A 14,814-nucleotide genomic window follows, 5' to 3' on the forward strand; every position below is an offset into this window, starting at 1 on the left:
CCGTGTGGCGCCACCGTGGGGCGGCCAGCACCTGGCTCCTGGGATTCCAGACGGTCGAACGATCGGGTGGAAGCGTTGGACAGCGGTGTGGATGGATGCACGACTTCCGTGAACCCGAGGCCGTCCTTCGGGCCCATGCCGGCTCCTGGCTCGGACAGTTGAGCGGCCTGGACCGCGCCGACTACGACGACTGGCCGTCCTACCTTTCTGCGACGCACCAACGGCTTTGCGCAATGCACGGGCTCGACCCGGGCCACATGAAGGGCGACAGCGCTGTGACCTGGATCGGTATGGCTGCCTCCGAGCTGCTTCACGGCGGCGACATGGGGGCCGCCTTGGCCTTCCTGGCCGATGCCGAGGTCTTGGTCGCCATGGGAATGGTGGCTGATGGGCCGGATCGCTGCTGCTGACCCCAGACCGGTGGATCCGGGCTCAGCCACCCGACATCAGGAGTTCAACCTGAGTAACGCGACAGCGCGCCGGCCACTCCGGCGACAGCCTCCACGGCGGCCTGACGGCCACCCAGACCCCCACCACTCAGGCACCGGCATCCCGGCACCCAACAGACCCGCCAAGCCCGAACGAGGGCCGGCCCGAACGGCAGCACAACAGGCAAGAAGGCGGGGCACAGCGGGCGGCCACCCCGAACGGCAGGCAGACCGGCGGGCGCAGCAGCGGCGTCTAAAGCACTACAGATGATCTTGTCAGCTACGTTTCGTCCGTGACGAATCAGCAGCAGGGCGACGACCAGGACGACATCCACAGCATCCGTGAACGCAGTGAGATCCCGGAGCGGTTGCCCACCAGGACGTGCGAGTGGTGCGGGGAGGAGATGACCTACCCGCCACGGCGCTGCGAGGACAGCTGAGAGTTGTGCGCCGCGTGCAGCGCATGCTTGTGCGACGACGAAGGCGACGAGGTGTGCCGGAAGTACCCCGACCAGTCGCACCGGGGCTGACGACGGCGCGCTCCTGGTCGTGCTCGTCGTCCCGGTGCTCGTGGCCGGTGGGACTGTCGGCCGGAGGTCACGGCGGTAGGTGATCCGGATGACGCGCGGTACGCGAGTCCGCGGCTGCCGGCGAACCAGTCCCGGCTCGATCCGAGCGGCCAGGAGTCGGCCTGGGGCGAAGCCTCGGTTCCGGACGCCGGCACTCCTCGACGAAGACCGGCCACCATCCTTGGCCCCGGTCACCTTGGCCCGGGCGGCTACCTGGACCGGCGCAAGGAGCAACAGGCCAGCTTCGGAGTGCACCCAACAACCCCGCCCCGGACGGCGGCGTAGCACGCCACTCGGCGCATGTGTCGGCAGCGGTGGCGAAGGCCGTCTCGCCCCCGGTGTGGGCGTGCCGGCGGACGTCGCCGAGCTCACCGGCCGGTCCCTTGGGCTGACGCCCATCATGACAGCCAGGATTCGAACCGCTGACGCAGTCGCCGAGTCCGGGCGCAGCCGGCGTTCCAGGCGCAGGGCCGCCGCCCGCGTGCACCGTCAGGAAAGCTGTCGGGCGCCAGGAAGGCCGCCCGACAGTAAGTTGCCAGCCTCAGAGCGAGTCTAGGTAGGCCACGGCTTCGTGTGGGGGCATGATCATGTGCGCGCCCAGCGCCGCGAGCGGCGACTTCTTCGTTTCCTTGAAGAAGTTCTGGTCCGAGGTGACGTACACGTCAGCACCCGCCTGGATGTGGGTGTGCAGCCCCAGACCATCCAGCCGCTGGTTCCGCCACTTGCGTTCCGCCCTGTTCTGCGTTCGGCAGACCGTCGGGCACTGCCTGGTCATGATCGAACGGTGCGTCGGGAAACAGCACGTTGTGGATTGCCTCGAGTTCGGTTGCCGGTCGACTCGTTGCCCCAGACTGCCCAGTCCCAGTAGGTGAAGTTGTAGTCCCAGATTACGACCGGCTTGAGGATCTCGAGATGGTCCAGCCCCGCGGGCCACAACCCGCCGCTGGAAAGCCGCGATCCTCGGTGCAGACCCGTCCGGCTTGGTTCCTCCGCCGCAGTCGTGGCCGCCAGCCGAACTATGGCAATGCCAGCGTCATGGCGCTCGATCAAGGTCTGCACGCTCGCGGCAGCAGGCCGGTTCTCTTCGATGTCGATCAAGCAGTTTGTTCCAAGGTGAAGGTGAGCACGCACGTTCCTTATGGCAAGAGGTGGTACGGCGGATCCCCGTGCACTCGCAACGCGCGAACCACGACGTTGTGCTCCCCGGCGGTCACAACGAACTGGATAGGAGAAGCCGCGGCCCACCGAACTGGCGGACCGCGCTTCGGCTCCTTGGCAGCATCAGGCCGCAGCGTGCTGAGGGGAACATCGGCTGGGCGCCCGTGACGCGCTCAGGAGGGCCGTGCAGCCGGTCTCGCCCAGGTACTGGACAGGTCGGGCTGTGACTATCCGGCGGAGCCGCAGGCGGTCCGCGGTACCTGGCGGGGTGGGGATGCGGTGGTGGCCGGTGGCGGGTCGAGGTCGGCCCGCCACAGCATGACAGTCATCTCCAGGTGCTGCACCCCTGGTAGCCGTCCGGCAGGATCCGGCCAGGCTCTACCTTCAGGCCGCGCAGCGCGTCGTGGAGGGGGGTTTGAGTCCCAGAGCAGCACCGTGCGACCGGCGTCAGGCCGGCCAGGTCGGCGAGTGCCGGCCGAGCTCGACCGCGTCGGCGGGAGCGCTGGAGGTGCGGGGGCCCCGGTCAGGCGCAGCATGCGGTCGTAGAGGGTGGCGCCGTCCCGGTCGAGGTCAGTGAGCCGGCGGGGTGGCGGGGGTGTCCGAGCAGCCAGGACAGCGGCGCAGCGCGACCCGCACACGGCCCCGAACGGCGGCGCAGCGAGGCGAATTTACACCACCACCAGCAACCAATCCGCCAAAACAACCCAACGGAATTACCGGCGGAATTCATACCCGAAAACCCGCCCACCACACCCCACCGACCCCCGCCCCGGCCCCACCGACCCCGACCTGCATCGACCACCACACACAGTTACCAATGCCCGGACACCCACCACCCTCGGACACCCCCAACAGGTCCAACCAAAGGTCCAGACAATCCAGCGTACGGGGCCATTCCACGCCCAACAACCCAAACAGGTCACACCCAGCGGTGGGGCGGCGGGTAGAGCTTCGCGTGCAGCACCCGCACCTCCCACCACGGATCGTCCGGGACGGAGACCAGCGCGGCGTTCGCCGTGCAGCCGCCAAGTCGGCTGGTGACGGGAACGCGGAACTTCACCCAGGTTCTGCTGTTCTCCGCAAGGCTGGGCTCATGGCTTCCGTGGTCTTCCGTATCTCTCCGATCGCCGGGGAGACGACCTTCTCGCTGGTTAGCCGGGTCGCTGCCCGCTACGGCCTGGACGACGCCGCTGTGCTGACGCACTGGCAGTTGCTCAGCCACCAGCCTCGGCATGAGGGCGGTGCGCTGCGGGCGGACGCCGAGGTGCTGCCGGATGCGGCGGGGCGGCGGGTACTGGCCGGGTTGTGCGGGGTCGACGAGGACGTGCTGGGGCGGGCGTTGCCGGCGTGGGGGCTGGACGACAAGAAACTGGCCTCGCAGGCGGCTGGCAGCGGCCCTGGGGCGGTGTGGCGGGTGGGCGGCGCGGCGGTGGGGCCGGTGGCGTTCGGGTGCCGGTGGTGCGCAGCCCGGCGGGCCGGAGCGCCGGTGCGGGTTATGCGGTACGCGCAGCGGTGGGAGCGGGTGTGTACGCGGCACGGGCGGTGGCTGCTGGACGCCGATGCGGACCAGGCGTTGGAGTTCCTGGACGTGCGCGGCCTGCCGGAGATCGTCGAGGCGCAGCGGCGGTGGGTGCGGGTGGCGAGGCGTGCGGTGCGGGCGGGGGTTGGGCCTGGGGAGGTGTTCGCGGTGGCGTATGCGGTGGTGTGCCGGTGGTGGGATCTGGCGTTGGAGTGGCCGGACGAGCGGGTGTGGCCCGCGCGGCTGCACGCCCTGGCGGGCGGGGACGCGAGCGGGGACTTCTGGCGGTGGCGGGCGGTGGCGCGGGACGCGGCGGTCTTCCCGGAGGTGGTGGAGGTCGCGCGGGCGCTGCTGGATCCGGTGATGGCCGAGTTGGTCTGGCAGGACAGCGGGGCCGGGCGACCCCGGGCGTTGCCGGCGGACGGGGCGTTCTGCCGGCAGCTGGGTGAGCGGGTGGGGCGCCGGTGGTTGGGGCCGCTGGCGGCGGTCGACTTCGGCGGGCCGCTGATCGCGTGGTGGAGCGGTGATCCGCCGGCGCCGCGGCGCGGCCGTGCCCCGCGGCCACAGGGACGAGTTGTGGTGGGTGCGCCGTGAGCTCCAGCCGACGAGCATGGCGGCGCAGCTGCGGGCGCTGACGAAGGAAGCGAAGCTGCCGGGGTCGGGGACGGTGTGGCGCTCGGCGGTGGCGCCTGAACGGCGCGCGCTGATCGGCAACTTGCTGGACGACGCGCAGGAACAGCTGATCCAGCTGCGCGGGGCGCAGCGGGGCAGCAGTGCGGAGGCGGCGGAGCGGCTGCTGAAGGGCCTGGGTTGCGGCATCGACCGGCTGCAGCAGGCGGTGCGGGAGACGGTGGGGGCCGCGTTGGAGGCCGGAGTGCGAGTCGAGGACGTCGCGGCGTGGGCGGGGCTGTCCCCGGATGCGCTCGCCGAGGTGCTCGGGGATGGTGGCCGGGCGGTGCGATAGAAGGGGTCTGGCGGGTCGTCGGGCCGGGGCAGGCCGGCGCTGTGTAGGACGGCACCGGGCTTGGGCTTGGTGGTGGGGTGTGGGCCCGGGTGAGAACGCGGGTGCGTATGGGGCGCTCTACCGCACCAGGTCACGGGGTGGGGCGGGAACGGGGAAAGCCGTCCGCGTGGGCGTGTGTGGCGGGTTGGCTGAGAACCGTGAGCAGCGTGAACGGTTGGGCCGGGGCGGGTGGGTCCGCGGGCCCGGTGGATGTGGATGGGCGGGCGGGGTTCGAGGCGGTGTTCCTCGATCCGGTCGGCCAGGAGGTGCGGCAGCGGTGGGAGGACGCCTGCGTGACGGTGGCCTTCGAGGACCTGGCGCCGGTGTCCGCGTTCCCGGTGCCGCCCGGGAGGCGGTGGGGGCCGGGGCTGTGGTGGTCGGCCACCACCGGGCGGCACGTGGTCGCCGGGTCCAACGCGATGCGCGCCCAGCTGATGGTCCTGGACCGCGACCCGCAGGTGACAGGGCTGGCAGGGCGGCCGGTGCGGCTGGTGTGGCGCGACCATGGGGGCTCGGTGCGCTCGTGGGTGCCGCAGCTGTTCGCGCGCTACGCGGACGGCACCGCCCTGCTGGCCGACTGCCCGGGGCATGCAAAGGCGGGCGGTGAGCGGGCGCTGCGCGGCGCGCAGGCGGCCCGGGCGGCGTGCGACCTGGTCGGCTGGCACTACCGGCGCCTGGAGCCGCTGGATGCGGTGTTCGCGGCGAACCTGAGGTGGCTGGCCGGCTACCGCCATCCCCGCTACCAGGGCCGCCCCGGGGTGGCGGACGCGCTGCTGGAGGCGTTCGAGCGGCCGCGGCCGCTCCTGGAAGGCGTTCAGGCGCTCGGCCCCCCGATGACGGTTCTACCCGCCGTCTTCCACACCCTGTGGCACGGCCGGCTGAGTGTGTCGTTGGAACGCCCGCTGCACCAGGGCGTCCTCGTCGGCCCGGGATCCGTACAAGCCATGGCAGGAAGCAGCGGGATGGGGACAGCCGGGGTGGCCGGCGATTGTGGCGGGGGTGGGATGTGAGCGCGGCGCCGCGGCGGCGTGGCGGGCGTCCGGTGCTGGCGGTCGGCGGGCAGGTCCGTTTCCGGGGGGCGCGCTGGCAGGTCGTCGGCCTGGCCGGACAGCGCGTCCACCTGGTTGCCGACGAGGGGGAGGAAGTGGTGCTGGCCGGGCGCCTGTTCGCCGACCCCACGTTCGCCCTCACCGGCCCCGAGGCCGACGGGAAGGCGGAGGCGGCGCCGCAGTGGGGCCTGTTCGAGACCGCCCCGGCGGCGGCCCGGGAACGGGCGCTCACGTGGCGCCGGCACATCCGCGAGGTCGAGACCGGCCACCCCGACGGGGCCGACGCGGGCGCGGTGTCGGGCTTCACGCTGCCCATCGCGGCCGCAGCCTCCTCGAAGGTCTTGTCCTCGAGGTAGACCATGCTGACAACGGTCCGCTGCCGCTCGGGCAGCCGGCCGATCAGCTCCACCACCAGCGCCCCGAGGTCCGTGGCATCGGCGTGCGGCATGGCGCCGTCCCACGACACGGTGAAGTCGTCCTCGGCCGGCAGTTCCACCACGACCAGCCTGCGGTGGCGCCGGTAGAAGTCCCTCGCGGCGTTGCGGACCGCCGTACGCCCGTACGCCTTCAGACTCCCGGGCCGGCCGCTGATCCGCTCCCAGGAGCGGAACAGCCGCAGGTGCGCGTCCTGCAGCACGTCCTCGGCCACGTGGTGGTCGCCCCGGCTCTCGTACAGCGCCACGGCCCACAGCGCGGGCCGCGTCCGGGCGACGAAGTCCGGGAACCCGGAGTACGACTCCGGTTCCCCGGCCGCGTCCTTGATGGAAGCGTCCTTCGTCACGCAGCGCTCCGCAGCGCCGCCCGGGCGTCCGGCGTCTCACCGGGGACCCACACCGCCCACAGCGGCGCCCCGGCCTCGAACTGGACCACGGCACCACCCGCGGGCAGCGCCCGCACCACCTCCACGAAGGTGGCGCGTCTCTCGCGTTCCATCACCACGCTGTGCTGCAGGCGGAGCATCAGCTCCGCCGCAGCCAGCAGGCGACGCGAAGCGAAAAAGATCAAGGGCGGGACCAGCATGGGCGCGAAGGCCCACACGGGTCCCGACCCGAGCAGAGGCGACCCCATCGGTCGGTCCCCTTTCTCGTGCAGTCGTTGGCATCTGACGTCTCGTCGGCCCAGCATCCCGGACCTCACCCACAACCACTCCCCCAACCACCCGAATCCGGATACCCACCCCCGGGAAGTGACTCAGATCACATCGAAGCTCGGTTTCGGCCCCGCCCCCGTACCCCGCCGCCCGGCCGCGCAGACACCCGACACCCGCGCTGCGGCAGGCACGGGCACCGGGTCTCCCGGGAGCAGACCCCGGCCCAGACACCCCGCCCACCCGGAACCCGGCGCAGCACGCCGCGGCCGACGGGTGCGCTGGCGGCGCCACCGCCCCGGCCGGATTCCGCGGGGACGCGGGGCCGGGCTGTACGGGGTGGCGGAGATACAAGAACCGTCACCTCCCCGGGGCGGCACGGGGACCGGGCTACAGCGCAGGGCAGGCGAGGCCGAGGTGCGGCCTGGCGGCCCTCTGGTGCGGGGCTCTCCCCGGGCCAGCCACCGGCGACCGGCCCCGAACAGAGGCAGACGGCCCAGGCCAGCCGGAAGGACGGACCCGGGGCGTCCGAGAACGAGCGGAGCAGAAGGCTGCCGAAGGCACTGCGGAACCGGGCCGGCGAGGTGGCATGGACGGACCGGTGAAACCCGGCCGGACCGGTCGGGCCCCAGCCCCGTGGGCGCAGCCGGGCGCGGCCGGTGGATCGGTGCAGGCCCGGAGAAGGCGGGCGTACCCAGGGATCGCAAGCATCCGCGTGACCCGGAAGTCACAGCGCTCTTCGCACATGCAGCCGAGCGGTCGAGCGGTCGAGCAAGCCCACCCCCGCGCACAGGCGTCCCTCTCCTTCTGGCGTTGGTCGTGGGAGGCCCGGTCGTCCGGGTTGTCCAGCGCGTCGAGCAGACAGTGCGGGCCTGCTGGTCAGCCTGGCGACAGCCAAGATCCACGACCTCGACCATGAGAAGCCCAGCTCAACAAGCTTTTGAGCTCAGCCAACCCACTGCCACCCAACCCGCTGACGCCACCCCACCCACTCACACCCTGGGGCGGGGCCTGCGCTACATCCTCTCCTCCGTGAAGGTGCTGTCCGAGGGCGTGGACACCTTCGACTGCGACAGCGTGTTCTTCGCCGAGAGGAGATGTAGGGGTGCAGGTTCAGGCGTGGAAAAGGGGCGGCCCGCCGGTGAACCGACGGGCCGCCATGAAAGATGAGATTAGCGAGTGAACGGCTGGCGAAACATCCGATCAAACTCGCGCGTATGAGATTTACATTTCGAGAACTTCACTAAGCGTCAGAAATCGACATTGCCAAGTTTGCGCGTCGACTCGAACCGGGAGCGCCCCGATATAAGATTCACCAGTTCCCTCAAAAAACTCCCTCGAGTTACACGGGAAAATAACCGCCCCATCGATCTCGTAATATCGACAAGGATCCACTACGAGCTCCTCGCCAGGCAAGGAGACCAGGCTCGAGACGAATTCCTCGGCCACCTGTCGCGCAAAATCGATATCCGCAGACAAAGCCCCTGCCACCACTAGGGATTAGTCGCCATAAACTGAAAGTTAGTCATTCTTGAAACATAATTCGCATGTCCGGTTTGTCCATCAAGGAATAGCACATCACCCTTTTTATTCAAAACATTGAATGCGTGATAGATTCCTGGAGTTTTCGCAGTGGGGGGGATATATCCAATCACGATCCCCCTTGCACCGTCACCCGACTTATTTATGTCACTTACTATATTACTCAAACTACGAACATGGAACCGGCGGCCCATAATTTGCTCGATGAGCTTCTTATCTCCACCCTGCAGCCAAGGAACGGCCGACGCGGGCTTTCCGGCCAGCAGGTAATCCAGCGCGACGGCACATGCCCTGCAGTTGGTTTCCCCGCCACCAGGATTGATCATCGCCTTCAGGGTGGGAACGTTCGGCGTCTTGTACTTCCCCCCGAGGATTGTAACGCCTTCGCCACCTTCAAGGAGTCTGATATTTCCAACTTCGGCAGCTCCACCCTCTGTGGCGGCTAGGTCACCCAGGGTGGCCTTGAGGAGTGCGCCTTCCCCGGCTGTGAACATGGTGACAGCTGTCCACATGCATGCCTCGTCTTGATGATTCCATCCGCAATTCCAGCCGTCCCGGACAGGCTGCGTAGCAACGTCCCACCAAAATTTTCCAACGTCACTCATTGAAATCGAGCTGCCGGGCCCTCCACACGCCCCGCCTGACAATGTGCAGGGTCCATGCTTGTCCTCGGGAATATCGGAGAACTCAGGATTCCCGGCCGCATCATCCTGGCATTCCTGTTCGCATGTTGCCCCACCTGCCTCGCCGCCACCGTAGAAGTCAGGCTGGCGGAGCAGGCCCGTCGGATCACTCCCGCCGATGGGGTTGTCGCCGGCGTAGGTGTAGCCGCCGAGTTGTTGGGCGTCGGTGGTTTCGAGGACGGGGTCAACGCTGATGAAGCGGCCGAGGATGGGGTCGTATTGGCGGGCGCCGACGGTGGTGAGGCTGGTTGCGGTGCTGGTGGGGGCGTTGAGGAAGCCGCGGTTGTCGGGCCAGGTGGCGGGGGTGCCGCGGGGGGCGCCGTAGGGGGTGAACTGGCGCCAGGTGGGGGTTTGGGCGGTGTTGTCGAGGTTGAGGCCGTTGGTGCCGTGGGGGTCGGCGATTTCGAAGCGGTAGTTGGTGCCGGTGCCGGTGCGGACGACGGTGCCGCCGCCGGGGAGGGCGTAGTAGCGGACGGAGCTGAGGGTGTTGGTGGTGGTGTTGAGGGTGACCTGCTGGCCGGGGAGGTAGAGGGTGGTGGTGCCGGGGTCCTTCTGGAGGAGGACTTGGCCGTCGGCGTCGTAGACGTAGCTGGTGTTGCCTGCGGTGCCGCCGGTGATGGCGGTGAGGTGGCCTGCGTTGTCCCAGGTGAGGTTCTGGGTGCCGCCGGTGGGGGTGGTGCGGGTGGTGGTGTTGCCGGTGGCGTCGTAGCGGTAGCTGGTGCTCGCGCTGGTGGAGGTCAGGGTGTGGGGCTGGGCGGCGCCGTTGCCGTTGTAGGTGTAGGTGACGGTGGTGTCGGTGCCGCCGGTGGTGGAGTGGTCGGTGTGGGTGGTGCGGTTGCCGAGCTGGTCGAAGGCCCAGTCGGTCCAGTAGGCGCCGCCGGTGATGGCGTCACCGACGGTGGAGTGTGCGGCGGGGGTGGGGGTGGCTGTGCAGGAGTCGGTGGCGGTCCAGGCGGTGGTGAGGCGATCCAGCTGGTCGTAGCGGTAGCACTGGGTCTCGGTGGTGGCGCCGAGGCGGGTGGAGGTCTGCCGGGTGGTGTTGCCGGCGAGGTCGTAGTCGTAGTGCTGCAGGTCGACGTCGCTGGGGGTGCCGGTGTTGGAGCGGGAGACGCGCTGGTCGGTCAGGCGTCCGGTGTGGTCGTCGTAGGTGTTGGTGATCCAGCCGAGGTTGGTGTCGCCTCCGAGGGTCGTCTGGCCTACGTGGCCGTAGGCGTCGTAGGTGACGTCCTGGACGTAGCTGTAGCTGGTGGTGCCGAGGCCGGCGGGCAGGTCGAAGGCGGTGCTGTAGGCGTGGCCGACGATCTCGGACGGGAGGCCGGAGCCGAGGGGCAGGGTGTCGTTGTCGAGGAGGCCGGTGTGGGGGGTGTAGCTGTGCTTGAAGGTGTAGTTCTTGCCGAGCAGGGCGCCTTCGGTGCTGGAGGGGATGGTGTAGGTGTCGCCGAGGGACTCGCCGAAAACGTTGAAGCCGAGGGACTGGGTGATGTAGGCGGCGCCGCCGTTGTACGCGGTGGTGGTGGTGGCGTGGCCGATCGGGTAGGTGACGTTCGCGACGGCGTTGTCGTTGTCGTACACCCAGGCGGCGAGCTGGTTGGCGCTGGACTGGCCCGCGGCGGGGGCGGCGTAGGTTGCGGTCTTGCGGTTGAGGGTGTCGTAGGTGTAGCTGACGGTCTTGGCGCGGGAGTCGGTGGACTCCTTGAGGTTGCCGGCGCCGTCGTAGGTCATGGTGCTGGCGCCGGCGTCGGGATCGGTCTTGCCGGTGGCCTGGCCGAGCAGGTTGTAGGTGGTGGTCCAGGTGGATCCGGCGGCGGTGGTGGTGTTCTGCTTGCCGTGCCCGTCGAAGCCGTAGGTGATGGCCTGGCTGGTGCCGCCCGAGACGGTGTAGGTGCCAGTGAACGGGTCGACGGGCGGGGCGACGGTCGGACGGGCGGTGAAGTCGTCGAGCTCGACGGTCCGGCCGAGCGGGTCGACGACGGTGGTTTTGACGGTGCCGCCGGCCGGCGGGACGACGGTGGTCCGGTCACCGTTGTAGACGGTGGTGGTGACCTCCTGGACCGCCGAGTACTTGAAGGAGGTGTCGACGACGGTGCGGCCGAGGCCGTCGTAGGTGTAGACGTCCTGGTTGGGGACCGTGGCGTCCTGGGGAGAGGGCGCGAGCGCCAGGACGGGGTTGTTGTCCTTGTCCCAGAAGGCGTTGTTCTTCTTGCGGACCCAGCCGCGGGAGTCGTAGGACGACTCGCTGAGGAGCCGTCCGCCCATGGGGGTGGGGTCCTGGGTCTGGCGGACACGGCCGAGGGAGTCGTACAGGGTGTACGAGGTGATGTAACCGAGGCCGTCGTTGAGCTTCTGAGTGGTGGTCCCGGACACAGAGGTCTGGGACACCGTGTAGCCGAAGACCTGGTTGGCCGCCGCGGTGGTAGGGCGGGAGTTGAGCCACACCGAGGTGAGGCGGCCCAGCGTGTCGTACCGGGTGGTGGAGACAACGCCGTTCGCGTCCGTCGCGGTCAGCGGCAGGCCGCGGACCGGGGCGATCGTCGAGCTCGCGGTCTGGTTCTTGGCGTTGGTGACGGACCGGCCGGTGGTGAGTCCGACCGCGTTGGTGGTGTAGGCCGTGGTGGTGGCGTTGCCGTTGCCGTCGTAGGTGACGAGCGGGCGGCCGTAGGTGTCGTAGGTGGCGCGCTTGGCGGTCTGCCAGGTGAACGCGCCGGCGGTGTAGTCGGCGGCCTGGCGGACCATGGTCACGTTGCCGACCGTGGGCGCGGCGGCCTGCGGGAACGCGGTGGAGAAGCTGGGGTCGTCGTAGAAGGTGCGGGTGGCGGAGACGACCTGCGCGGGGCGATTGACCGAGGCCGGGGCCGTGAGCGTGTTGTAGCCGGCCGGGGCGGACGGCTTGGCGCCCTGGGTGTAGCCGGCGCAGGCGACCGAGTCGCTCTCCTGGGAGGCGGCGAGGCCGATCAGGTTGAGCGTGGTGTTCGCCGGCGCGTACGTCACCGTGGCACACGCGTCGTAGACGGCGTTGACCGGGACGGTGTGGGTGTAGGTGGCGGTGAGGAGGCCGAAGCCGGCGTCGCCTGTGTTGGCGTTGTAGGTGCTGTCGGTCTCGGTGTAGCGCCAGGTGGTGCTGCCGCCGGTGGTGACGGCCTGCCGGGTGAAGGTCTCGGCCGGCTTGACGGTGTTCGCGGTCAGGGCCGCAAGGCCGGTGCGGGTGCGGGTGGCGGTGGCGGGCGAGATCCAGTACGAGGTGATGCTCGAGTGGTCGACCACGCCGCCGTCACCGAGGTACGCCGAGGTCTCCAGGGCGCTGCCGGACAGCTGTGGGCTGTCGGCGTGGGTGCCGCCTTGGGAGTCGGTGAGGGTGATGCTGCGGGTGGTGGTGGGGGTGAGGTAGTCCCCGTCCATACCCCGGTAGTAGTCGGTGACGCTCTTGGTCTTGTGCTCGCTGGTGCCGTTACCGCTGCGGCTGGTGACGGTGGCGTACCCGCGGAACTGTCCCCAGGTGCGGTACTTGGGCTGGACGATCTCGTTGTCGTCGTAGTGCCAGGCCGCGCCGCCGGCGTAGTCGTAGGTGGTGGTCCTGTCGGTCGCGGCGCCGGTGATGTCGGTCTCGAGGACCTGGGTGACGGCGTACTTCTGGAACCAGTCGGTGACCGGGGCGCTGTAGAACGGCGGGGTCCAGCTCACCGGGTAGCAGGAGCCCGTGTTCGATGCCGGGTTGGCGGTGGCGATGTAGGCGGGGGTGCAGGGGTTGGGCAGGCCGTAGGTGATGCCGGTGACCGCGCCGAGTTCGCCGGTGATGGAGGTGAGGCGGTAGCGGAACATGCCGGGGAAGTTGGTGGTGTCGACCCGGTTCTGCATGGTCGTGCCGCCGAACGTCACCGCGGGCAGGGTGATGGTGCCGCTGCCGCCGCCGCTGGTGTCGCTGCCGGTGCGGGTGATGGAGGACAGCCACAGGGTCGGGGAGGTGCCGTCCCCGGTCGGGGGCTCGGTCTGCGCGAGGCCGTAGCTGTCGACCGGCTTGTAGCCGGCGGAGGCGGTGTCGTACTGCGTCGTTGCGATCTGCTTCAGGCGGACGGTGGAGAAGAACGACGGCGAGTGCGAGGAGCAGGTCGCACCGGAGGCGCAGATCAGGTCGAACGGCACGTCCGGGTACTGGGTGGCGCTGTTACCCGCGGAGATCGGGTCGCAGGTGGTGGCCACGCAGCGGGGGGCGGTGGTGAAGGAGACCTGGTCGGGGACGGTGTTGTAGGCGCCGCCGTCGAGGAAGCCGTAGTCGATCCGGGCGAGGTGGGAGTCGCGAACGTACTGGGTGTTGGTGGCGCCGTTGTTCTGGCCGTAGTAGTTGGTGTCCTGCGCGTAGTAGTAGGCCATGGCCTGGCCCTGGATGTTCTTGACGTAGTCCAGGTGCCACTTGTAGGCCGTGGTGCACACGGAGGCGTTGAAGCCGCTCGCGTTGTAGCAGGGGTCGCCGGGGTGGGCGGAGTAGACGGGCATGGAGTCGACCGAGTTGGTGGCCGGCTTGCCCGCCGACCAGCCGGGGAGCTGGTTGCGGCCGAAGGAGTAGACGGTGCCGGAGCGGTCGGTGACGGTCCAGTAGTCGGTGTTGTAGGTGCCGGTGCCGTTGTTCGCGCCGGTGATGTGCGCGATCTTGGCGCCGTCGTCGCCGCTGGAGGTGTAGGTGCCCTTCGACGCGTCGTAGACGAGCGAGGTGGAGGAGCCGTTCAGCGACAGGGTCAGGATCTGCCCGGCGTAGCACTCGTCATTGGTGGCGGACGGCGAGGGGCTGCCCTCGGGGCTGTCCGAGCAGGGGATGAAGGTCTGCTCGATGAAGGAGTCGGGGGTGGACCAGCCGTCGCCGAGCCAGGAGGCCTGGGCCTGGGTGCTGGCGGTCTTGCCGTCGACCTCGCCGGAGTCGTAGCCGAGGGAGACGCTCGGGGTGAGGGAGGTGGTGGCGCCGGGGACGGTGACGGGGTAGCTGTAGGTGAAGGAGCCGCCGGAGCTGCCGCCGGTCCACGAGCCGCTCGGGCTCAGGGCTCCGGCGGAGTAGGAGCCTCCGGCCGAGCCCTCCTGCCCGCTGGACACGGTCGCGGCCAGGACCTGCGGAGTGGACGCCGTCGAGGCCTGCACCGCCGTGGCCGTGTCACCGGACCAGACCGCCGAGACCACGTGCGACCCGGTGTCGGTGCTCGCGGGGACCGTCGTGCCGATCTTCGACGGCGTCGCGGCCGCCGCGGTGCCAACCTCGACCTGGGCGGAGACCGTGCTCGAGCGCGGGTCGCGGTCGGTGGTGAGCGGGGTCTGGACGCGGCAGGCCGGCACCTCGGGGGTGGTGAGCGCGCAGGCCGGCAGGGACACTAGCTGCAGGCGGGAGCCGTAGTTGCCGCCGTAGGCCTCGGCGAACGACGAGTAGTCCAGGCCCACGCGGAGCTTGCCGCCGGCCGCTCCCGCGTCAATGCTGAAGACCACACCGGACACGCCGAGCTTGGTGCTCTTCGCATGGTCCAGGACACTGACCGCGACACTGCCCGGAGCGGTGGCACCGTCGGCAGGCTTGGGAGTCTGGACCCACACCGGGCTTCCGGACACCTGTGCCTTGGCGCCCTCGGCCTGGCCAGCCGTCGGGGCGGCCGGCTTTGCGGTGCCCGAGGCGGCCTTCGGCCAGGCGGTGGCCTTCGGCTTGTAGGTGCGCTTGGTGTCGTCCTTCGGATGGATGGGCTGGGCCTGGAGCGGACGGCCGACCTTCACCGACGGAATGCCAGGCACCGGCGGCGGCGCGGTGTCC

The 14,814-nt window shown here is 69.7% G+C and carries 11 protein-coding genes and 2 pseudogenes; 7 read left to right on the forward strand and 6 right to left on the reverse strand.

Annotated elements, in window-relative coordinates; genetic code table 11:
* Together FHR36_RS20040 and FHR36_RS20045 are read left to right on the forward strand one after the other, a co-directional pair.
* Positions 1–410: pseudogene (locus FHR36_RS20040) on the forward strand (hypothetical protein); the annotation flags it as partial.
* 311 nt (positions 411–721) lie between these two features.
* On the forward strand, positions 722–868 hold the full coding sequence (locus FHR36_RS20045) for a hypothetical protein (RefSeq protein ID WP_253799483.1): 147 nt from the start codon (positions 722–724) through the stop codon (positions 866–868).
* 670 nt (positions 869–1,538) lie between these two features.
* Here FHR36_RS20045 and FHR36_RS20050 read toward each other — a convergent pair.
* The 3 genes from FHR36_RS20050 to FHR36_RS20060 form a co-directional block, all read right to left on the reverse strand.
* Positions 1,539–1,772 (reverse strand): hypothetical protein, encoded by a 234-nt coding sequence (locus FHR36_RS20050; protein WP_253799485.1) that lies wholly within the window; start codon positions 1,770–1,772, stop codon positions 1,539–1,541.
* Complete coding sequence (locus FHR36_RS20055; protein WP_253799486.1) at positions 1,769–2,095, reverse strand: hypothetical protein; 327 nt, start codon at positions 2,093–2,095, stop codon at positions 1,769–1,771. Before FHR36_RS20055 ends, FHR36_RS20050 begins: the two co-directional genes overlap by 4 nt.
* Before the next feature lie 979 nt (positions 2,096–3,074).
* Complete coding sequence (locus tag FHR36_RS20060; RefSeq protein WP_253799488.1) at positions 3,075–3,215, reverse strand: hypothetical protein; 141 nt, start codon at positions 3,213–3,215, stop codon at positions 3,075–3,077.
* Between the two features lie 33 nt (positions 3,216–3,248).
* Here FHR36_RS20060 and FHR36_RS39410 point away from each other — a divergent pair, with 33 nt between their 5' ends.
* The 4 genes from FHR36_RS39410 to FHR36_RS20080 all read left to right on the forward strand — a co-directional run bounded on the left by FHR36_RS39410 (position 3,249) and on the right by FHR36_RS20080 (position 6,082).
* Positions 3,249–4,268 carry a TniQ family protein gene (locus FHR36_RS39410; protein WP_308199604.1) on the forward strand — a complete coding sequence of 340 codons (1,020 nt, stop codon included), beginning with the start codon at positions 3,249–3,251 and terminating at the stop codon, positions 4,266–4,268.
* A gap of 16 nt (positions 4,269–4,284) precedes the next feature.
* Positions 4,285–4,638 carry a hypothetical protein gene (locus FHR36_RS39970; RefSeq protein WP_253799490.1) on the forward strand — a complete coding sequence of 118 codons (354 nt, stop codon included), beginning with the start codon at positions 4,285–4,287 and terminating at the stop codon, positions 4,636–4,638.
* 206 nt (positions 4,639–4,844) lie between these two features.
* Positions 4,845–5,687 (forward strand): TnsA-like heteromeric transposase endonuclease subunit, encoded by an 843-nt coding sequence (locus tag FHR36_RS20075; RefSeq protein WP_253800616.1) that lies wholly within the window; start codon positions 4,845–4,847, stop codon positions 5,685–5,687.
* Positions 5,684–6,082 carry a hypothetical protein gene (locus FHR36_RS20080; protein WP_253799492.1) on the forward strand — a complete coding sequence of 133 codons (399 nt, stop codon included), beginning with the start codon at positions 5,684–5,686 and terminating at the stop codon, positions 6,080–6,082. Before FHR36_RS20075 ends, FHR36_RS20080 begins: the two co-directional genes overlap by 4 nt.
* On the opposite strand, the pseudogene FHR36_RS40335 reads toward FHR36_RS20080, so the two are convergent.
* Both FHR36_RS40335 and FHR36_RS20085 read right to left on the reverse strand, forming a co-directional pair.
* Positions 6,079–6,507 (reverse strand): annotated as a pseudogene (locus tag FHR36_RS40335) (RNA polymerase sigma factor); the annotation flags it as partial. The gene FHR36_RS20080 and the pseudogene FHR36_RS40335 sit on opposite strands and share 4 nt — an antisense overlap.
* Positions 6,504–6,731 (reverse strand): hypothetical protein, encoded by a 228-nt coding sequence (locus tag FHR36_RS20085; protein WP_253799494.1) that lies wholly within the window; start codon positions 6,729–6,731, stop codon positions 6,504–6,506. The gene FHR36_RS20085 and the pseudogene FHR36_RS40335, both read right to left, overlap by 4 nt.
* 1,114 nt (positions 6,732–7,845) lie before the next feature.
* On the opposite strand from FHR36_RS20085, the gene FHR36_RS20090 reads away from it, so the two are divergent.
* Entirely contained in the window at positions 7,846–7,983 is a 138-nt protein-coding gene (locus FHR36_RS20090) for a hypothetical protein (RefSeq protein WP_253799496.1), read from the forward strand.
* Between the two features lie 323 nt (positions 7,984–8,306).
* Here the strand turns inward: FHR36_RS20090 and FHR36_RS39415 are convergent, their stop codons facing one another.
* Positions 8,307–14,777 (reverse strand): toxin glutamine deamidase domain-containing protein, encoded by a 6,471-nt coding sequence (locus FHR36_RS39415; RefSeq protein WP_301330504.1) that lies wholly within the window; start codon positions 14,775–14,777, stop codon positions 8,307–8,309.
* Between the last annotated feature and the right edge of the window lie 37 nt (positions 14,778–14,814).

Origin of the sequence: Kitasatospora cinereorecta (genome assembly GCF_024172095.1) — a bacterium.
GTDB classification, from domain to species: domain Bacteria; phylum Actinomycetota; class Actinomycetes; order Streptomycetales; family Streptomycetaceae; genus Kitasatospora; species Kitasatospora cinereorecta.